General features: G+C 57.5%; 17 protein-coding genes and 1 other RNA gene. 5 read left to right on the top strand and 13 right to left on the bottom strand.

Annotated features, from left to right (window positions below; genetic code table 11):
* Positions 1-55 precede the first annotated feature (55 nt).
* On the top strand, positions 56-685 hold the full coding sequence (locus tag ACK2JC_RS22500; protein ID WP_368271426.1) for a CatB-related O-acetyltransferase: 630 nt from the start codon (positions 56-58) through the stop codon (positions 683-685).
* A gap of 118 nt (positions 686-803) precedes the next feature.
* Here the strand turns inward: ACK2JC_RS22500 and ACK2JC_RS22495 are convergent, their stop codons facing one another.
* From ACK2JC_RS22495 to ACK2JC_RS22470, 6 genes are all read right to left on the bottom strand, one after another.
* The gene (locus tag ACK2JC_RS22495) at positions 804-1,241 is read right to left on the bottom strand and encodes a GNAT family N-acetyltransferase (RefSeq protein WP_320936669.1); all 438 of its coding nucleotides are present in this window, start codon (positions 1,239-1,241) and stop codon (positions 804-806) included.
* Between the two features lie 96 nt (positions 1,242-1,337).
* A complete protein-coding gene (gene dnaJ, locus ACK2JC_RS22490) occupies positions 1,338-2,480 on the bottom strand; it encodes a molecular chaperone DnaJ (RefSeq protein ID WP_092363317.1) in 1,143 nt (380 codons plus the stop codon).
* A gap of 88 nt (positions 2,481-2,568) precedes the next feature.
* Positions 2,569-4,428 carry a molecular chaperone DnaK gene (dnaK, locus tag ACK2JC_RS22485; RefSeq protein ID WP_092363320.1) on the bottom strand — a complete coding sequence of 620 codons (1,860 nt, stop codon included), beginning with the start codon at positions 4,426-4,428 and terminating at the stop codon, positions 2,569-2,571.
* Between the two features lie 53 nt (positions 4,429-4,481).
* Positions 4,482-5,144, bottom strand: coding sequence for a nucleotide exchange factor GrpE (grpE, locus tag ACK2JC_RS22480; RefSeq protein ID WP_411338526.1), 663 nt, complete (start codon positions 5,142-5,144; stop codon positions 4,482-4,484).
* Positions 5,145-5,165: 21 nt separating this feature from the next.
* Complete coding sequence (gene hrcA / locus ACK2JC_RS22475) at positions 5,166-6,212, bottom strand: heat-inducible transcriptional repressor HrcA (protein ID WP_107435727.1); 1,047 nt, start codon at positions 6,210-6,212, stop codon at positions 5,166-5,168.
* Positions 6,213-6,296: 84 nt separating this feature from the next.
* Positions 6,297-6,470, bottom strand: coding sequence for a hypothetical protein (locus tag ACK2JC_RS22470; RefSeq protein WP_166435009.1), 174 nt, complete (start codon positions 6,468-6,470; stop codon positions 6,297-6,299).
* 116 nt (positions 6,471-6,586) lie between these two features.
* Here ACK2JC_RS22470 and ACK2JC_RS22465 point away from each other — a divergent pair, with 116 nt between their 5' ends.
* Both ACK2JC_RS22465 and ACK2JC_RS22460 read left to right on the top strand, forming a co-directional pair.
* Positions 6,587-7,186 (top strand): 3D domain-containing protein, encoded by a 600-nt coding sequence (locus tag ACK2JC_RS22465; RefSeq protein WP_368271428.1) that lies wholly within the window; start codon positions 6,587-6,589, stop codon positions 7,184-7,186.
* 445 nt (positions 7,187-7,631) lie between these two features.
* Entirely contained in the window at positions 7,632-8,369 is a 738-nt protein-coding gene (locus tag ACK2JC_RS22460) for a 3D domain-containing protein (protein WP_092363330.1), read from the top strand.
* Between the two features lie 11 nt (positions 8,370-8,380).
* On the opposite strand, the gene ACK2JC_RS22455 is transcribed toward ACK2JC_RS22460, so the two are convergent.
* Positions 8,381-9,502 (bottom strand): CdaR family transcriptional regulator, encoded by a 1,122-nt coding sequence (locus ACK2JC_RS22455; protein ID WP_368271429.1) that lies wholly within the window; start codon positions 9,500-9,502, stop codon positions 8,381-8,383.
* A gap of 189 nt (positions 9,503-9,691) precedes the next feature.
* Between ACK2JC_RS22455 and ACK2JC_RS22450 the strand changes: the two genes are divergently transcribed.
* A complete protein-coding gene (locus tag ACK2JC_RS22450; protein ID WP_368271430.1) occupies positions 9,692-10,840 on the top strand; it encodes a glycerate kinase in 1,149 nt (382 codons plus the stop codon).
* Positions 10,841-11,132: 292 nt separating this feature from the next.
* On the opposite strand, the gene ACK2JC_RS22445 is transcribed toward ACK2JC_RS22450, so the two are convergent.
* The 5 genes from ACK2JC_RS22445 to ybaK form a co-directional block, all read right to left on the bottom strand.
* Positions 11,133-13,400 carry a SpoIID/LytB domain-containing protein gene (locus ACK2JC_RS22445; protein ID WP_368271431.1) on the bottom strand — a complete coding sequence of 756 codons (2,268 nt, stop codon included), beginning with the start codon at positions 13,398-13,400 and terminating at the stop codon, positions 11,133-11,135.
* An 81-nt stretch (positions 13,401-13,481) separates the two neighbouring features.
* Positions 13,482-13,656: non-coding RNA, 6S RNA (gene ssrS / locus ACK2JC_RS22440), on the bottom strand.
* A gap of 262 nt (positions 13,657-13,918) precedes the next feature.
* Positions 13,919-14,608, bottom strand: coding sequence for a deoxyribose-phosphate aldolase (gene deoC, locus ACK2JC_RS22435; protein WP_276855701.1), 690 nt, complete (start codon positions 14,606-14,608; stop codon positions 13,919-13,921).
* A 130-nt stretch (positions 14,609-14,738) separates the two neighbouring features.
* On the bottom strand, positions 14,739-15,251 hold the full coding sequence (locus ACK2JC_RS22430) for an adenylate kinase (protein ID WP_368271432.1): 513 nt from the start codon (positions 15,249-15,251) through the stop codon (positions 14,739-14,741).
* 45 nt (positions 15,252-15,296) lie between these two features.
* On the bottom strand, positions 15,297-15,764 hold the full coding sequence (gene ybaK, locus ACK2JC_RS22425) for a Cys-tRNA(Pro) deacylase (protein ID WP_368271433.1): 468 nt from the start codon (positions 15,762-15,764) through the stop codon (positions 15,297-15,299).
* A gap of 145 nt (positions 15,765-15,909) precedes the next feature.
* On the opposite strand from ybaK, the gene ACK2JC_RS22420 reads away from it, so the two are divergent.
* Positions 15,910-17,007 (top strand): DUF362 domain-containing protein, encoded by a 1,098-nt coding sequence (locus tag ACK2JC_RS22420; protein WP_368271434.1) that lies wholly within the window; start codon positions 15,910-15,912, stop codon positions 17,005-17,007.
* A gap of 142 nt (positions 17,008-17,149) precedes the next feature.
* Here the strand turns inward: ACK2JC_RS22420 and ACK2JC_RS22415 are convergent, their stop codons facing one another.
* Positions 17,150-18,856 (bottom strand): DEAD/DEAH box helicase, encoded by a 1,707-nt coding sequence (locus tag ACK2JC_RS22415; protein ID WP_092363717.1) that lies wholly within the window; start codon positions 18,854-18,856, stop codon positions 17,150-17,152.
* Positions 18,857-18,897 lie beyond the last annotated feature (41 nt).

The following is an 18,897-nucleotide window of genomic DNA, read 5'->3' as shown; positions in this document are numbered from 1 at the left end:
ATTGCAGCGGCTGGAATAGTTGTAAGCGTATTGTAATATAACAGGAGGTTTTGAAATGACTATTCCAGAGAAACAGATTTATCCCCGTACCGGGGACCGTCAGACCGTGTATTTAAAGCATGTGATCACCAAACCCGGCATCCAGGTTGGCGACTACACGATGTACAATGACTTTGTCAATGACCCAACGGAGTTTGAGCAGCACAATGTGCTGTACCATTACCCGATCAACCACGACCGGCTGATCATCGGGAAGTTCTGTTCCATCGCCTGCGGCGCCAAATTCCTGTTCAACAGCGCGAACCACGCCATGGCTCCGCTCTCCACCTATCCATTTCCCCTGTTCTTTGAGGAGTGGGACTTGGACCGCGGAAACGTGACGGATTCCTGGGACAACCGGGGCGACATCGTGATCGGAAACGATGTCTGGATCGGCTATGAAGCCGTGATCCTGGCCGGCGTGACCGTGGGCGACGGAGCCATCATCGGCGCCCGGGCGGTGGTGACAAAGGACGTCCCGCCCTACACCATTGTGGGCGGAGTCCCGGCCCGGCCGATCCGCAAGCGCTTTCCGGAGGAAACCGTCTCCGCCCTGCTGCAGCTTCGGTGGTGGGACTGGCCCAAAGAGCGGATCCGCCGGAATATCAGCGCCATACAGTCCGGCTCGGTGGACCGCCTGATGTAAACGGACGGCGTTACCCGTAACATTTCCCCCTGTTTCAGCCCCGACGAGCTGATGCAGGGGGATTTTTTCGCCCGCGCGGCCGCCCCTCCCGCCGCAGGCCCACTATGGAATCAGCCTCTCACAGTTCCAGCTCCATCTGCACATGGGGGATTCCATCTTCCAAAAATTCGCCGGAACAGATTTTAAAGCCCTCCCGCTCATAAAATCCCACCGCGTAACACTGGGCCTCCAGATAAATTTTCCCGGCCCCCATGGTTTTCCTCACAATCCTGATCCCTTCCCTCAACAGTCTCCCGCCCAGACCGGTCTTTCGCTCCGTGGTCAGCACTCTCCCCATCTGCACGACCCCCGCTTCACCCGCTTTCGGAAATACCCGCAGATAGGCCAGGACCGTTTGTCCGAACCGGCAGAAAATGTGCAGGCTGCTGTAATCCACATCGTCCAAATCCTGGTAAACACAGCGCTGTTCCACCACAAACACCTGGGCCCTCGCCTTGAGAATTTCATACAATTCAACGGTTGTCAGTTCCTGAAAATATTTCGCCACAAAGTCCATCCCGCTCCGCCCTTCCATTTTCTTCCAGTTTAAGCCGCAAAAGACGGATCTTCTGGTCCCCGACCGGAAAATCCGCCTTTGCTGATCTATTTTCTCTTACTTAAAAATCCCCTTTTTTTTGGGTTTCTCCGATTCGGACGAAGCTGTGCCGTCCATGGCCTCCTCGAACTTGCGCAGTGCCTCCTTCTGAGCCTGGGTCAGGCGCTCCGGCACCTGGATCACCAGGGTCACGTAGTGATCGCCCCGCACGTTGCGGTTGCGCAGCGAAGGCACACCCTTGCCTTTTAAGCGGACCTTGGTGTCGGTCTGAGTACCGGGCTTCACCTCGTACTCCACCTCTCCGTCCACGGTCTTGATGCGGATGGCACCGCCCAAAGCCGCCTTGGTGAAGGAAATGGGCACGGTGGAATAGATGCTGGTATCCTGGCGCTTGAAGATCGGATGCTGGGAGACCACAGCCTCCACCAGCAGGTCGCCCCGTTCGCCGCCGTTCACGCCGGGTTCGCCGCCGCCGGCCTGGCGCACGCACTGGCCGTTGTCGATGCCCGCGGGAATCGGCACTTTAAAGCGCTTGCGCACGGTCTTGTAGCCCGTGCCGTAGCAGTCCGGACAGCGCTCCTTGATGATCTGGCCGCTGCCGCCGCAGTCCGGGCAGGTCTGCACGTTCTGCACCTGGCCGAAGAAGGACTGCTGGGTGTACATGATCTTGCCCTTGCCGTTACACTTGGGGCAGGTCTGGGGAGAGGTCCCCGCTTTAGCCCCTGTGCCGTGGCAGCTGGCGCAGGTTTCCTTGAAATTGATCTCAATCTCCTTCTCGCAGCCAAAAATAGCCTCCTCAAAGGAAATCCGCACGGAGGTCCGCACATTGGCGCCCCGCATGGGGCCGTTGTTTCTCCTGGTGGACCGGCCGGTGCCGAAAATATCGCCGAAGATATCGCCGAAAATGTCGCCCATATCCCCGGAGAAGTCGAATCCGCCGAACCCACCGGCTCCGGCTCCGGCGCCCGGGTCAAACGCAGCATGGCCGAACTGGTCGTACTGCTGACGCTTCTGAGGATCGCTGAGCACACTGTAAGCCTCGGAAGCTTCCTTAAATTTGGCCTCTGCCTCCTTGTCCCCCGGGTTCGCATCCGGATGGTACTTTTTGGCCAGAGCTCTGTATGCTTTTTTTAAAGCATCGTCGTCCGCAGTCTTCGGAACGCCCAGAACTTCATAGTAATCTCTTTTACTCTCTGCCATGTTGTCTCTACCTCGTTATCAAATATCGAACCACGCCATATGCCGGACCAGGGTCCGGCATACAGCTGTCATTTATCTTTCCGTTGTCTTATACTTCCTTAAAGTCGGCGTCAACCACGTCGTCAGCCGGTCCGCCCGCCTGAGCGCCGCCCATATCCGGTCCCGGGCCAGCCTGGCCGGAGGCCTGAGCCTGCTCGTAAACCTTGGCAAACAGCTTCTGAGCGCTGTTCATCAGCTTTTCCTTGCCCGCCTTGATGTCCTCAACCTGAGCGTCGGTCATCTGATCCACCGGCGCGCGGTTGATGGCTTCCTTCAGAGCGCTTAAATCCGCTTCAACCTCAGCCTTGTCGCTGGCAGCGATCTTGTCGCCAACCTCCTCCAGAGCCTTCTCGGTCTGGAATACCATGGAGTCCGCGTCGTTTCTGGCGTCGATGGCCTCCTTGCGCTTCTTGTCCTGAGCCTCGTACTCAGCCGCTTCCTTCACAGCCTTATCGATGTCGTCGTCGGACATGTTGGAGCCGGAGGTGATGGTGATGTGCTGCTCCTTGCCGGTGCCCAGATCCTTGGCGGATACGTTCACGATACCGTTGGCGTCAATGTCAAAGGTAACCTCGATCTGCGGGATTCCTCTTCTCGCCGGCGGAATTCCATCCAGACGGAACTGGCCCAGAGTCTTGTTGTCTCTGGCGAACTGGCGCTCGCCCTGTACCACGTGAATATCAACAGCGGTCTGATTGTCGGCCGCGGTGGAGAAGATCTGGCTCTTCTTGGTGGGGATGGTGGTGTTGCGCTCGATCAGTCTGGTAGCTACGCCGCCCATGGTCTCGATGGACAGGGACAGGGGGGTAACGTCTAACAGCAGAATGTCTCCCGCGCCTGCGTCACCGGCCAACTTGCCGCCCTGGATGGCTGCGCCGATTGCCACGCACTCATCGGGGTTCAGGGACTTGCTGGGCTCTTTGCCGGTCAGCTGTTTTACTTTGTCCTGAGCCGCGATCATACGGGTGGAACCGCCTACTAACAGCACCTTGCCCAGCTCGGACGCGGTGATTCCGGCGTCGCGCAGCGCATTCTGTACCGGGATGGCGGTGCGCTCCACCAGGTCGTGGGTCAGCTCGTCGAATTTCGCACGGGTCAGGTTCATATCTAAATGCTTCGGCCCCTCGGACGTAGCGGTGATGAAGGGCAGGTTGATGTTGGTGGTGGTGGCGGTGGAAACTTCCTTCTTGGCCTTCTCCGCAGCCTCTTTCAGGCGCTGCATAGCCATCTTGTCGCCGGACAGGTCCACGCCCTCGGCTTTCTTGAACTCGTCGATCATCCACTGGGTGATGCGGTTGTCGAAGTCGTCGCCGCCCAGACGGGTGTCGCCGTTGGTGGACAGAACCTCGATTACGCCGTCGCCGATCTCGATGATGGAAACGTCGAAGGTGCCGCCGCCCAGATCGTATACCATGATCTTCTGCTCTTTTTCATTGTCCAGACCGTAAGCCAGCGCAGCGGCCGTGGGCTCGTTGATGATACGCTTTACTTCCAGGCCCGCGATCTTGCCGGCGTCCTTGGTCGCCTGACGCTGGGCGTCGTTGAAGTACGCGGGAACGGTGATCACAGCCTCGGTTACCGGCTCGCCCAGATACGCCTCAGCGTCCGCTTTCAGCTTCTGTAAGATCATCGCGGAAATCTCCTGGGGGGTGTATTTCTTGCCGTCGATGTCGACCTTGTAGTCGGTTCCCATGTGGCGCTTAATGGAGGAGATGGTCTTGTCGGCGTTGGTAACGGCCTGACGCTTTGCAGGCTCGCCCACCAGTCTCTCTCCTGTCTTTGTAAAAGCTACTACGGACGGCGTTGTGCGCACGCCCTCGGCGTTGGCGATAACGGTGGGCTTTCCGCCCTCCATCACGGCTACGCAGCTGTTTGTTGTACCTAAGTCAATTCCAATTATCTTGCTCATCGTTTTTTCCTCCTGATTATTTGTCGTCTCTGATCTCTATCGTAAATGGTTCATTAATTGGCCACTTTTACCATGCTGTGACGTACCACGGTGTCGCGGTACATGTAACCCTTTAACAGTTCCTCGGCCACCACGTTCTCGCCCAGGCTCTCGTCGTCCACGTGCATCACCGCGTTGTGGAAGTTGGGGTCGAATTCCTGGCCCACGGCCTCGATGGCTTTCACGCCGGCCTCCTCCAGTGTTTTCTGGAACTGCTTATATATCTTCTCCATGCCGTCCGCAAACGGGGTGGCTTTTGCTTCTTCCGGTATGGAGGCCAACCCTCTCTCAAAGTTGTCAACCACGGGCAAAATCCGCTCGATGATGTCCCGTGCGCCCATCTCATACATGCTGGACTTTTCCTTTTCGGTCCGCTTGCGGAAGTTCTCGAATTCCGCCATCTGCCGTTTCACACGGTCGGTCAGCTCCTCGATCTTTTCATCCCGCGGATCTTTCTTTTTCTTGAAGAATCCCTTCTTCTCTTCCTTGGCGCCGCCGTTCTGATCCTCGGCCTCACCGGCGTTCTCCGGCGCGCTTCCATTTTCCGCTGCCGCGCTCTCCTGCGTCATTTCCTGACTCTGCTCTGCGGCGTTCGCTCCGTCCGCCTCATTCACTGTCTCAGGCGCTTCGTTTTCCGGTCCCCCGGCTGTCTGTTGGTTCATCTCATCCTTATTCATGTCCTCGCTGTTCACCGTCTATCACCTTTCATCCTTTTTAAACGCCCCGTCCAGTTGGTTCATGAGATTCTGCATGGTTCTGAGCACCTTCTCATAATCCATCCGCTTGGGTCCGATAATCCCGATGGTTCCGCGCAGACCGCCACCCAAATCGTAATTGGCGGTGACCACGCTGCAATCCTTCATGGACTGAACCGGAGTCTCGTCTCCGATATATACCTGAATCCCTGAATCGCCGTCCGAGTTGGCGTTTACCTCGGCCACGAACTCCTGCAGCACCTCCTGGTGCTCCAGCGTTCCGATCAGCCGGCTGGCCTTGTCGCCCTCGGAGAGCTCCGGGTACTTAAATATGTTGGTGGCGCCGCTGGTGTAAATCTGCAGGTCCTCACCGCCGGCCCGTATGGCCTCGGCCACCTCGTTGAGTACCAGCTCCACCACCTCCCGGTGGGCGCCGGCGTCAACCTTCAGCTTGCTGATCACATCCAGGTTGATCTCCTCGATGGTCAGCCCGTTTAAGCTGCTGTTGAGGAGTATGTTCAGATTCAACAGCTCCTCGTCCGTCAGGTTATCGCTGATGTCGATCATCGTGTTCTTGATAATGTTTCCTTCCACCACCACGACCACCAAAAGCTTGCGCTCCTCCATCTTGGAGAGCTGGATAAACTTCAGCTTGGTCTTATGGTAGCTGGGTCCGCTGATCATGGCCGCGTAATTGGTGTTGCTGGCCAGGACCTGGGCCATCCGCCTGAGCACCAGCTCCAGCTTGTCGACCTTCTGGACCATCATCTCCTTGAACTCCATGACCTCGTTGTCCTTTTCCAGTTCAATCTGGTCCACATAGAAACGATAGCCCTTGTCGGAGGGAATTCTCCCCGCCGACGTGTGCGGCTGGATAATGTAACCCATGTCCTCAAGATCGGACATCTCATTGCGGATCGTGGCGGAACTCAGCTTTAAATCGGAATACTTGGAAATGGTTCTGGAACCCACCGGCTCCCCCGTTTCCAGGTAAGTCTTGATGATCGCTTTTAAAATTGTGACTTTCCGGTCATCCAGTTCCATCGCCATACCTGCACCGCCTTTCCGCTTGTTATTAGCACTCAACTCTTCAGAGTGCTAACATCTACATTTCATAATATATTCCTTTTTAATTTATTTGTCAATATGCATTTCTAAAAATTTTATAACCTTTTCGCCTGCCGCCGGTATTCCCCCTGCTGTAAATAAGGCATATCCTGTAACTTTCTCCCACCATCCCCCTATATCTATGGCTTTCTCCCCCACTTTTCCATGAAAATCCACTAATTTCCAGGGTTCTTTTCCCATTTTTCACAATTTTGTAAATCCCACTTAACGACTTTTACTTGACATTTAACAATTTTGTAATATAATGTTAAATACACATATTAACTGTCGATTCATTGAGAATGCGAGGCAAACATATGCGAATTAAATCGAATAAGGTTCTTGCAGCCGTGACGCTGGCCGCCTGCATGCTGTTTACCCTTCCCGCCTACGGCGCCCAGGGCAGCGTGGTGGAGCCCCGCCCGGAGACGGTACAGTCCGCCGGGGAAAACGCAGCTGTTGGAACGAATGTCACGGTAGCAAACGAAGCTGACGCCCCGGAGGATAACGGGACACTTCATATTACCAGTACCGGTTCCGGCAAAAGCCAGGTCCGGTTCGACGAGGACGACGCGTACGTGGACGCCGGCCCCGGCGCGGTGAAAAACCAGGAACCGGACAAAAACAGCGGCGAGTCCCTGGGGACCTTCACCATCACAGGTTACTGCGGGTGCGACGCCTGTTCCGAAGGACACAACCTGACCTACTCCGGCACCACGCCCCAGCCGAATCACACGATCTCCGCGGATTTGAACCTGTTTCCGCTGGGAACCAAGCTTCTGATTGACGGCACCGTCTACACCGTGGAGGATATGGGCTCCGCTGTGAACGGCAGGAAGCTGGATATCTACTATGCGACCCACGATGAAGCGCTGGCCGCCGGCATGTACACCGCGGAGGTATTCCGGGCCGACTGATGATACCATTTTAAAATTGAATATTGTATGAAACGCTGCAGAGCAGCTGGCCTCCGGCACCGAGCCGGACGGACAGCTGCTCTGTTTTGTTTGAATGTAATGGGCCGCTGGCGCAGCCTGCGGGTAATCGTTGGGTACAAAAAACGCGGGAAACCGTCCGAAGAATTTTGGCTTTTCGGAGCCTTTTTACGGAATTTGCAAATCCGCAAATCGCGGACACAGTGTTTTGTGCTGCGGACACAACTTATGCATTTTGTAAATATTTTATATTTCTGTAATATTTTTGTCTATTTTCTTCCGGTATTTCCATTTATTTCCTTGACAGCTCCTAAAAAGTATGATAAAAATGTGGTTATTGCTCATATATTACAAAAGTGTTACATATTATGTAATAAGTTTTAAATTTCTATTCCATTTATTACATGAGCAATCAGGAGGTACTGACATGAAACTTAGAACAATGATAACAGGAGCAATCCTCACCTTAAGTCTGCTGGCCGCATCCGCCACCACGGCATTTGCCGCGGTTCCCAGAGGCCGGCTGGAAAAGGTTTCCGACTCCGCGATCACCGGCTGGGCATATAACAAAGATCTCCCCAACTCCCCCATCGATTGCACCGTGGCTGTGTTCAACAAGGCCACCGGCGAAGAAGTGTTCCGCCAGCGGGTAACCGCGGGGGAATACCGTGAAAAGCTGGAGAGCCAGGGAAAAGGCAACGGCTGCCACGGATTCACCATTCCCATGGACTGGTCCTCCCTTCCGGACGGCGAGTACCGGGTGGAAGGTTATGTGGGCGATTCGGATTTTGCCAACACCATGAACCACACCAAGGGCGATCCCCAAGCCCAGGCTCAGGCCCAGAAAACCGCGGGAAACCAGAATCTGATTCCGCTGGGTGTTTTTAAGACAACCGGTTACTGTCCCTGCCGCGCCTGTTCCGAGGGCTGGGGCCGCCATACCTGCACCGGAGCCATCGCCGCGGCCAGCCACACGGTGGCCGTGGACCCCAAGGTGATTCCCTTCGGCTCCAAACTCATGATCAACGGCGTGGTGTACACGGCCGAGGACCGCGGAGGCGGCGTCAGAGGCAACCACATCGACATTTTCTTCAACACCCACGGCGAGACGCTTCAGCACGGAACCCAGAACGCGGAAGTCTATCTGATCCCGTCTCAGGCGTAACGAACCATCCCCTACCGGTTTTGCCCGGCTCCATCGGCCGGACAGGGCCGGTTTTTCAGTTTTACAGCCAGGTAGAGCACCGCCGCGTCCCTGAATCTGCGGGGATTAAAGCCGGTTTTCCGCCCGATGCGGTCCAGGCGGTACTGCAGGGTATTCTTGTGCAGGAACAGGCGGGCGCAGGCTCCGGAGAGGGACATGTCCTCCTCAAAGTAGACGGCCAAAAGCTCCAGCTCCTCCTCCGTCAGCCCGGCCGCCGTCTTTTGCAGAAATTCCTCCCGGCTGGCCCGGGAAACCCGCGAGAGCAGAATTTCCAGCGTCAGCTGATCGTACACCGCGTAATTTTCCTGGGATCCCCGCAGGCTTTCCAGAGCGGTAAGGCCGGACTCATAGGAGTCTGCCAACTCCTCCAAGGGCGCCGCCTTGCCCACTCCCGCCTTCAGATCATGTTCCCTCCCGGCGCAGAAGGCCTTAAGCATCCCCTCCGTCCGGGCAAAATCGCCCTCCTCCAGCACTGCCAGATACTCGTCCGGGTAGTTCCGGGTGTACAGGCAGGCCCGTACCCGCTCAAACAGGCGGCGGATGTCCTGGTCCAGCACAGCGCCGTCCGCCGCGTAAGGGCGACCGTATACCCGGATCACAGCCACCCGCTTCCCCGTGTCCCGTGCAATTCCCCACTCCGCGAGAGCCTCCTTCAGATATTCCTCCGCCATCGACTCCCTGCGGATCAGCCCGTTAATCACGTAGCTGCGGCGCTCCTCCTGGGTGCGTGAAAATGCGCCGATCTCCCGTTCCCGGATCAGAAGTCCGGTGATGCGCTCCGCCAGGCGGGCGTACGTTCGCACCTCACCGGGCGGTCCGCTGATGCCAATCACCGCCACCATGGAGCCGTTGTGGTATACCGGCAGGTTCACCCCCTTCTGGGTCCCGGTAAACCGGTCGTCCGCCTCCACCTCAATGGCCTTTCCCGCCACCGCCGCCTGCCGGCCGATCTCATGGTAGGAGCCGATTCTGCCCGCGTCCGTGCTGGCGTAAATCAGGCCCGAGCCGTCGATAAAGTTCACATTTTGCCCGCACACGTCCTTCACCGTATCCACGATCTGCTGTGCCAGCTTCCGGTCAATCTGCTCATTCATGGTATTCCCCGCCCTCCCGATGAATCTCTCTGGTCTGTCTGATTTATTATAGCGTATCTTTGTTATTCATACCAGATTTTTTTATAAAATTAGAAAATATTCAGTATCTGTAATATTTTTTCCCGGTTGCCGATCTGTTATAGTGGAGACAGATCACAATACAATTTCAGAAAGCAGGGAGGCAGAAATATGAACGCAGTGGTAGCAATCGACTCTTTAAAAGGAAGCCTGACTTCCATGGAAGCGGGCCGGGCGGTCTGCGAGGGCATCCGCCGGGTTTACCCGGACGCGGTGGTGTCCGTGCGTCCGCTGGCGGATGGCGGCGAGGGCACGGTGGAAGCCCTGGTCAGCGGAATGAACGGGGAGCTTCGCACCATCACCGTCACCGGTCCCCTGGGCCAGCCCTTGGAGTGCTCCTACGGGATCATCGGCAGCTCCGGCACCGCGGTGATCGAGATGTCCGCGGCAGCCGGGCTTCCCCTGGTTCCCGAACAGGACCGCAATCCCCTTCTCACCACCACCTACGGCGTGGGCGAAATGATCCGGGATGCCATTTCAAGGGGCTGCCGCCGCTTTATCGTTGGCATAGGCGGCAGCGCCACCAACGACGGGGGAGCCGGTATGCTCCAGGCGCTGGGATACGACTTTCTGGACAGCGACGGTAAGCCGATTCCCCAGGGCGCCGCGGGGCTTAAGCACCTGGCCACCATCGGCTCGGACAACGTGCTGCCGGAGCTTTCCCAGTGCCGGTTCTGCGTGGCCTGTGACGTAACCAATCCCCTCTGCGGGGAATTGGGAGCCAGCGCCATCTACGGCCCCCAGAAGGGCGCCACGCCGGAGATGGTCCGGCAGATGGACCTTTGGCTGGACCGCTACGCGGCGCTGGCCGCCAAGACCTTCCCCAGGGCCGACGCCAGCTTTCCCGGCACCGGGGCCGCAGGCGGGCTGGGATTCGCCTTCCTCACCTTCACGGACGCGGTTCTGGAATCCGGAATCCACATCGTGCTGGCGGAAACCCACCTGGCGGACTACATCCGCAACGCGGACCTGGTGATCACCGGTGAAGGCCGCCTGGACGGCCAGACCGCCATGGGCAAGGCCCCGGTGGGCGTGGCCGGGTTGGCCAAACAGTTCGGCAAACCGGTGCTGGCCTTCGCGGGCTGTGTCACCGAGGACGCCGTCGCCTGCAATCAGAAGGGCATCGACGCCTTCTTCCCCATCCTGCGGACCGTAACCACCCTGTCCGAGGCTATGGAGCCCGGAACCGCAATGAAAAATATGGCAGGCGCGGCCGAACAGGCGATGCGGCTGTGGAAAGCCTGCCGGGAAGCCCGGTAAGAGGGTGGGGAGAAGGCGGCGCGATGGGCTGGCGGTGTGATGGCCTGGCGGCGGGTTGGCCCGGCGGCGGGTTGGCCCGGCGGTGTGATGGCTTGGCGGCGGGTTGGACCGGCGGCGGGTTGGCCTGGTGGCGGGTTGGACCGGCCGCGGGTTGGCCTGGCGGCGTGTTGGTCCGGCGGCGGGTTGGCCTGACTGCGTGACGGCCTGGCGGCGGACCGCCAAAAAAGGCGCAGCCCGGAAACTTTATGTGAGTTTCCGGGCCGCGCCCTTTTTGTCCCTGTATGCAACCAATCTACTGTTCTCGCAATTCCGTTCCCTTGTAGAAGAAATCCAGGATTTCCCTGTAATCCTTGCCCTCTCTGGCCATTCCCTGGGCGCCGTTCTGGCTCATGCCCGCGCCGTGGCCGAATCCGCCTCCATAAATATGGAAGGAAATCGTTCCGTCGTCGGACGAACGCTTCTCAATGGAGATAAAGGCGCTGGGCAGCAGGTCGCTGCCTTCCATGACCGAGCCGTCCTTTTTGGCGATGGAAAGCCCCGGATCGCCCAGCGTGGAGCGGATGCTGCCCTGGGTCTTTATGGTGGTGTTCCCGCCGGAGCCCTCCACCAGCAACTCCTGGGCGATTCCGCCCGGGCCGCGTTTGGTGACGGTCAGGTTCTGCACCGTTCCCACTCCCCCGATCTTTCCGCTGAGCAGATCGCTGCTCACGTTCGTTTCCCAGCGGTACATGGGGAAACTGCTGTCATAGGACGGCACGTCGGGATTGCGGATAAAGGCGTCAAAGGCTGCGTTGTCCGTCAGGTCCTGCGTCTTTCTCCGGTCCCGCAACTCCACTGCCTGGAGGTAGGGCAACTTGGCGCCCTCAGACCCCCACACGCTTCCGTCCGTGGTGTGGCCGCAGGAGGTGGAGAAATAAAACGCTTCGACGGCCTTATCCTCGTAGAACAGCATCTTCCCGTAGGTCTCCTTTACCGCCGCCGTGGTCTTCTCGTCTGTCTCCTTGTTGTTGTACACCTGATAGTTGGTGCTGTCGTCCACATGAGCGCCGAACTGGCTGTAGGCGTTGCCCTGAATCTGCCGGTAAGCATACGTCCTGGCGCACACGGCCTGAGCTTTTAATGCCTCCTTCTCGTAGGAGGAGGGCATCTCGCTGGGAACCACCTTGGTCAGATAATCCTCCAGATACAGATCGTTGACCAGCACCAGCCCATCGGCCTCCTGGCGAATCTCCAGGCTGCCGCTGTAGGTGGGATTCCCCTGGGCCCGCTCAATGGAATTGATGGTGATTCCCTCGTCCCCGGCAGGCCGGATCTCCAGACGGCCGTTCGCCAGCCGTTTGTCCCCGGGCTGTATCTGAAGCAATGCGCCGTCAGCCAATTCCTCGCTCTCGGTCTTTCCCTCCCCCACGTCGTACTCCAGAACTGCGGAGCCGTGCACTGTCAGCTCCACAGAGGGGTGAAACAGGCTTTTGAAGCCGGTGTTCATCAGCAGCACCCGGATCGTCTTGGCGTCGAACTGGCGCTCCACCAGGGCCGCGCACAGCTTTCCGTCCGCCGCCACAAACTCCTGCAGGTTGTAGCCCACCAGAATATCCTTCAGGCTCAGAGTTTTAAAATCTCCATAGAGCTTGTAAACATTGAAATTCGGCGCCAGCTCCAAACGGCCGTAGCCCTCGATCTCGATGGCGTCCTGGGTCACCGACAGGACCTTGCCGTTAATCCGGTCCTTTTTCAGTACGATTTTCACCAGTCTGCCCCGGCTCAGCACCAGATCCACCAGATTGTTCTCCAGGTCCTCGGCCTTGCCCATCTTACCGTTGACGGTGAACTCCCGGCTCAGAGTGCCCAGATACACTTTAAAATGCCCCTCCGACCCGTCGGTCAGCCAAACGTTGGGATATGTAACGTCCTCGGAAACCAGTTCCCGCATGGCGATCATCTCGCCCTCGCGGGCCAGGAAGCGGATCTCACAGTCCATATAGGCGTCCAACGCCAGTCCCTCGAAACCGTAGTCCCCCTCTGTGGTGTAGGCCGTCCAGCTGGCCGCCTGCTCCAGGTTGGAGGGCGTGCCGTAGAGCACCGCGGTCACATCTGTGATCTTCCCCTCCGGGTCCAGCTCTTTGGCCATGGCTCCGTACAGGGCCCACCAGTCCTCCTCCGGGTAGGGGCTGTCCTGGTTGTGCTTGTTGGCTCCCACTCTGGTCTTGAAGGAACTGCCCGCCCTGGCGGCCAGATAGGAAGCCTCCCTGTAGGTCAGAAGCCCCTGGGCCGTGGTCAGGTTTGCGGGCGTCAGCTCCTCGGTCAGGTAATCCTCGTCGTAGAGGTAGTCCATATATTTCACAAACCAGTTTCCCTGCTCCTTTGCGGAGAAATGCGAACGGCCCGCAGCCTTCTGGTGGGCTTCACACTCCGCCCGGGAGGCGGTCAGAAGCGCCGCCGCCTTGAACGCCTGGGAGCGGGTAATCCCTTCCTTTGGGGGTTCCAGGGACACGATGATAATCATTAACACGACGACGAGGGATATCATACCCGCCGTCCATAAAATCATCTTGTTCTTCATATTTCCCCCTCACTGCGTCATTTACAAATTTAGATTTACAAGAAGCAAAAGCAGCGATTGCTCGCTGCTTTTTGTCTTCTGTAACCCCAAGATGCCGTCTCTTACTTATTGACGCCTAGCAATGCTAGGTGGGCAACCTCACTTAGACTTCTGCCTTCCACTCAAAGGAGGCCTGACATCCGTCTAAAAATATTGGAATCCCTGAGTCGAAATGTAGGTTCAAAATTGGTAAGAGTATCGCACATCCCAGGTAGTTACAGGTTACATAATCTTGTATGGCCTTATTATAGCGCAATCGATCTCATTTTTCAAGCGGATTTTTATGAACTTTTGTGAACAATTCTGACAGTATACCCAGCATTCCCCGGAATAATATTCGAATTGTCAATAAAATCCCGCCGTTTCGAGGAAATCCCCGGACAGCGCTCCGGCAGCCACGGCTCTTCTTTAATGTAAGATATGTGGGCTGTCCGCTGTTTATTCCGCTGTGACGAGGCGCTGAACAGTCCGGCCCGGGATCAATAGCGGTCTGAATCCGGGGCGGTCTGTCCTCCGGCCTTCTCGGCCTTTGCCAACTTCACGATCCGGCTGGTCCCCAGGCGGTCCGCTCCCAGACGGATGAATTCCTCGGCGTCCCCAAAGGATTTAATACCGCCCGCCGCCTTCATGCGCACGCCCTCACCCACGTGCTCTGCAAACAGGCGGATGTCGTCAAAGGTGGCGCCTGCGGTGGAAAATCCGGTGGAGGTTTTGATAAAATCCGCCCCGGCCTCGGTGACGATGCCGCACATGCGGATCTTCTCCTCTTCGCTCAGCAGGCAGGTCTCGATGATCACCTTCAGAATCCGACCTGCACAGGCGGCCTTAACCCGGCGGATTTCATCGAGGATCCGGTCATATTCCCGGTCCTTGAGCCAGCCGATGTTGATCACCATGTCGATCTCGTCGGCGCCGTTGGCAACGGCGTCCTCCGTCTCAAACACCTTGACCGCCGTGGTATTGTAACCGTTGGGGAAACCGATCACCGTGCAGACCGCCATCCGGTCCCCCAGATATTCCTTCGCCCGCCCCACGTAGGACGGCGGGATACACACGCTGGCCGTGCCGTACTCCAGGGCGTCGTCGCAGATTCTACGGATCTCCTCCCAGGTGGCCGTCTGGGCCAGCAGAGTGTGGTCCACCCGTCTGTATATCTCATTTCGCTCCATCGCTTTGTTCCTCCTTCAATTCATTTCGTTTGGTTAACGCTCCTGTTTTCTTTCATTTTAATTCCTGTCTGTCCAAATGTCAAACGGCGCTCCTTGCGCAGCTTCTTCCTGACGCTGCCCGGTCGCGCGGCTAAATGCCGAGACCCACCTGGTAATCGCCGTCGATCAGGATACAGTTGCAGCTGTATTTCCGGCACATTTCCAGATTATAGGCATTTTCTTGGAGCACAGAAGCTTCTGTACAGTAGGAATCGTCAAGCCGCGTCTCAATCACATTGGCGTATTGTTTGATATCGACAAAGTGGTCTTTAATATACGCCTCCGTCATCACGAGACAATAGAAACGGATTTCGTTCCGGTATTCCACGCTGAAATCATTTTCCCAATCAAAGGGAATGTAAATCCCCTCCACCACAAGGTTCTGGCGGTTCTCAATGGCGGTTTTGATCATCTCCCGGACAATGGGCCAGAGATAATCCTTGAGTTTCCCGTCCTCCTCCGGGGTCAGCCCGGTGTTTCCGCTCCGGATCAGCCCCATTTTCAGCAGATCCATGGAGAGGTACGGGTAATGGTATTTCTCCAGCAGCCGCTGTGCCAGAGCGGTTTTTCCGGTGTGGGAGGCCCCTGCAATTAATATGATCATCTGTTTTCTCCTAAAATTCTGCCACCCTGAAACAGGAAACGCCGGTCAGATCAGCGGAACAAATTCCGCCTCCACGTAACGGCGCAGGTCCTCGGGATTCAGGGTCACCTGGACGCCGCGCTGGCCCGCGCTGACGGTGATCTGGTCATAGAGCTGAGCCGTTTCTTCTATATAAGTAGGATATTGCTTCTTCATTCCCACCGGAGAGCAGCCGCCCCGGATGTAGCCGGTGACTGCCAGCATATCCTTCACGTGAATCATCTCCACCTTCTTCTCCCCCGCGGCTTTTGCCACCTTCTTTAAGTCCAGCTCCTCGTCCACCTGGATACAGCAGACCACATAGCCTTTTTTCTCGCCCTTTAACACCAGCGTCTTGTACATGGCGTCGTGATCCACCCCCATCAAATCCGCGGCGTGGCTCCCGGACAAGTCGTCCTCGTCCACCTCATAGCTCCCCGCCTGGTAAACAATCCCCGCCGCGTCCAGAAGACGCATCACATTTGTCTTGGTCATCCGACTTCACTCCTCGCTGTCATTGTTTTTTATGCTTTTCACATTATAGTACAGTTGTGGCAGTATTACAAGATGTGGTATACTATGAGCACTTGGTGAGGTCGTTCGCCCTCACACAGAACCCGAATCAGGAGGAACTTTTCCCATGACAAAGCAGGACATTCTGATCATTCACGGCACAGATTACAAAGAGATGGCAAAGCAGATTTTAACCCGGGCGGATGTGGCGGCGTTAATCGGGGACCGGGACAAGCAGGTGGCGCTGAAGCCCAACCTGGCGTCCGCCAACGCGCCCTCCACCGGGGCCACCACCCATCCCCAGCTGCTGGCCGGAACCATCGAGTATTTACAGGAACACGGTTTTCACCACATCAGCGTGATCGAAGGAGCCTGGGTGGGGGACCGCACGGACCTGGCGGCCAGGGCGGCCGGCTGCGACAAGGTGTGCCGCGCCTACAACGTGCCCTTTTACGACCTCCAGAAGGACAGTTGGAAGGAGTACGACGCCCACGGCATGAACATCCGCCTCTGCGACCGCGCGGCGGCTGCGGATTACCTCATCAACATGCCCGTGTTAAAGGGCCACTGCCAGACCCTTATCACCTGCGCCCTGAAAAACAACAAGGGCCTGCTCCCCAATGCGGAGAAGCGCCGGTTCCACACCCTGGGCCTGCACCGCCCAATCGCTCATTTAAACACCCTGATCCCCGACAGCTTCATCCTGGTGGACAACATCTGCGGGGACCTGGATTTCGAGGAGGGCGGAAATCCCGTGGTCATGAACCGGGTGCTGGGCTTCCGGGACCCGGTGCTATGCGACGCCTATGTGTGCGACTGCATGGGCTACGCCCCCGACGACGTGGAGTATATCCGCCTGGCCGAGGCCCTGGGCGTGGGCAGCGCCGACCTGTCCGCGGCCAATATCATCCCTCTCAACGAGGACTGCCTGCCGGACCGGAAATTGGAAATGACCCGCCGGGTCCGCACCCTGGCCGCCTACACCGCCCCAAAGGACGCCTGCAGCGCCTGTTACGGCTCCCTGATCTACGCCCTGGACCGTCTGAGCGACGCGGGGCTTCTGCGCCGTGGCCTGCCGCCTGTGTCCATCGGGCAGGGCTATAAGGGCAGGACCGGTGAAATCGGCGTGGGAAGCTGCACATCCTGCCACCAAAAGCATTTAAATGGCTGTCCGCCAAAAGCTGCGGATATGGTGGACTTTTTGAGGGAGAACTGGGCGGAATAACCGGCCGAAAATCATAAACCGCTGAAAAAAGCAGCAGGAAAACCTTGCCGGTTCTCCTGCTGCTTTTGTATTGCTTGCAATGGGCCGCCGGCATGGCCTGCGGCCCATCGTATTTCGGAATATTTGCCCTGGCTCCGGCAGTCTATCTTCTACCGGTGGCTTTCTCCACATGGATGTTTCTGCCCTTGATTCTGGCATGGCCCATGGCCTTTAACACCTCGTCGGCGTAGCGCACCGGCACATCCACGAAGGTGTAGCCGTCGTACATGTCGATGCTGCCCACCAGGCGTCCCGGCATGCCGGACTCTCCTGCCACCGCGCCCAGGATATCGCCCGGGGTCACGCGCTGGGCCTTGCCGATGTTGATGAACAGGCGGGCCATGTCGTCTCCGTCGCCCTCCACAATGTAGTCGACGGCGGCGCGGTCTGTAGCGCCCTTGCGGCGGCTGTGGTTTCCGCCGGTGGTTCTGCCACGGCCACGGTTAAAGTCCCGGCCATAGCGGTCCAGATCGTCCAGGGAACGGGCTGGCTCGGAACACTCGATGATGTCCTCGCTGTCCTCGCCCATGTTCATTTTCAGCAGAGCGGCAGCCAGATCCAGGGAGGTGTACTCCTCCTCCATCAGCTTCTTCTCAATGATTCCCACCATCTTGCTCAAATCGCTGTCGTTCATCACTTCCTCGACCTGATCCAGAATCTTCTCCACCTTGATCTCCGTGATGTCGTTTAAGGACGGGATAGCCTGGGGAATGATGCGGGTCTTGCAGTAGCGCTGGATGTCGCGCAGCTTGTAGACCTCGCGGCCCACCACCAGACTGAAGGCCTTGCCTTCCCGCCCGGCGCGGCCGGTACGGCCGATGCGGTGCACGTAATACTCATCATCCTGAGGGATGTCATAGTTGAACACCGCCTCCACGTTGCCCACGTCGATACCGCGGGCCGCCACATCGGTGGCCACCAGAATGTCCGTGCGGCCGTTGCGGAAGCTGTTCATCACGCGGTCGCGCTGCATCTGCTTCAAATCCCCGTGAAGTCCCTCCGCGAAATATCCTCTGCCCTGAAGCGCCTGCACCAGTTCATCCACCTGCTTTTTGGTGTTGCAAAACACGATGGACAGCTTGGGAGCGTACAGGTCCAGCAGACGGCACATCACCTCCACCTTGTTCTTGGGCTTCACCTCGTAGTAATACTGGGTGACCTTGGGAACGGTCAGCTCCTTTTTCACCACACGGACCGTCACCGGCTCCTTCTGGAACTTCCGGGCGATCTCAGCGATAGCCGGAGGCATGGTGGCGGAGAACATCAGGGTCTGACGCTCCTCGGGGAGCTGGCTTAAAATGGTCTCCATGTCCTCCAGAAAGCCCATGTTGAGCATCTCGTCCGCCTCATCCAGCACCACGGTGTTCACATAGTCCAGCTTTACGGTTTTGCGCCGCATGTGGTCCATCACACGGCCGGGGGTGCCGATGATCACCTGGGTGCCGTCCTTTAAGGAACGAATCTGTTTTACGATGTCCTGTCCGCCGTAGATGGGCAGAACCTTTATTCCGTGCATAAACTTGCCAAGTCTACGCACTTCCTCCGCTACCTGGATGGCCAGCTCTCTGGTGGGCAGCAGCACAATCGCCTGCAGCTTTTTGACCTTGGGGTCCACCTTTTGCAGCAGCGGGATTCCAAAGGCCGCCGTCTTGCCGGTGCCGGTCTGGGCCTGGCCGATCATGTCCCTGCCCTCCATAGCCACCGGAATGGCCTGCGCCTGTATGGGAGAGGCCTCCTCAAAGCCCATCTCCGTAACGGCCCGCAGAATCCGCTCATCCAACTGTAACGTATCAAATTTCATTGCTTCCATATAATAATAAATTCCTTTCTTTCTCTGCCGCTTCCACATCG

Source organism: Enterocloster lavalensis, from assembly GCF_046603895.1.
GTDB lineage: Bacteria > Bacillota > Clostridia > Lachnospirales > Lachnospiraceae > Enterocloster > Enterocloster lavalensis.
Note: the sequence above shows the minus strand (reverse complement) of the source record. Positions and strands in the feature narration are given on the sequence as shown.

Bases quoted from the DNA above. Each gene is read 5' to 3' on its own strand.
- ACK2JC_RS22500 (WP_368271426.1), top strand. From the start codon at position 56: ATGACTATTCCAGAGAAACAGATTTATCCCCGTACCGGGGACCGTCAG.
- ACK2JC_RS22495 (WP_320936669.1), bottom strand. From the start codon at position 1,241: ATGGACTTTGTGGCGAAATATTTTCAGGAACTGACAACCGTTGAATTG.
- dnaJ (WP_092363317.1), bottom strand. From the start codon at position 2,480: ATGGCAGAGAGTAAAAGAGATTACTATGAAGTTCTGGGCGTTCCGAAG.
- dnaK (WP_092363320.1), bottom strand. From the start codon at position 4,428: ATGAGCAAGATAATTGGAATTGACTTAGGTACAACAAACAGCTGCGTA.
- grpE (WP_411338526.1), bottom strand. From the start codon at position 5,144: ATGAATAAGGATGAGATGAACCAACAGACAGCCGGGGGACCGGAAAAC.
- hrcA (WP_107435727.1), bottom strand. From the start codon at position 6,212: ATGGCGATGGAACTGGATGACCGGAAAGTCACAATTTTAAAAGCGATC.
- ACK2JC_RS22470 (WP_166435009.1), bottom strand. From the start codon at position 6,470: ATGGGAAAAGAACCCTGGAAATTAGTGGATTTTCATGGAAAAGTGGGG.
- ACK2JC_RS22465 (WP_368271428.1), top strand. From the start codon at position 6,587: ATGCGAATTAAATCGAATAAGGTTCTTGCAGCCGTGACGCTGGCCGCC.
- ACK2JC_RS22460 (WP_092363330.1), top strand. From the start codon at position 7,632: ATGAAACTTAGAACAATGATAACAGGAGCAATCCTCACCTTAAGTCTG.
- ACK2JC_RS22455 (WP_368271429.1), bottom strand. From the start codon at position 9,502: ATGAATGAGCAGATTGACCGGAAGCTGGCACAGCAGATCGTGGATACG.
- ACK2JC_RS22450 (WP_368271430.1), top strand. From the start codon at position 9,692: ATGAACGCAGTGGTAGCAATCGACTCTTTAAAAGGAAGCCTGACTTCC.
- ACK2JC_RS22445 (WP_368271431.1), bottom strand. From the start codon at position 13,400: ATGAAGAACAAGATGATTTTATGGACGGCGGGTATGATATCCCTCGTC.
- deoC (WP_276855701.1), bottom strand. From the start codon at position 14,608: ATGGAGCGAAATGAGATATACAGACGGGTGGACCACACTCTGCTGGCC.
- ACK2JC_RS22430 (WP_368271432.1), bottom strand. From the start codon at position 15,251: ATGATCATATTAATTGCAGGGGCCTCCCACACCGGAAAAACCGCTCTG.
- ybaK (WP_368271433.1), bottom strand. From the start codon at position 15,764: ATGACCAAGACAAATGTGATGCGTCTTCTGGACGCGGCGGGGATTGTT.
- ACK2JC_RS22420 (WP_368271434.1), top strand. From the start codon at position 15,910: ATGACAAAGCAGGACATTCTGATCATTCACGGCACAGATTACAAAGAG.
- ACK2JC_RS22415 (WP_092363717.1), bottom strand. From the start codon at position 18,856: ATGGAAGCAATGAAATTTGATACGTTACAGTTGGATGAGCGGATTCTG.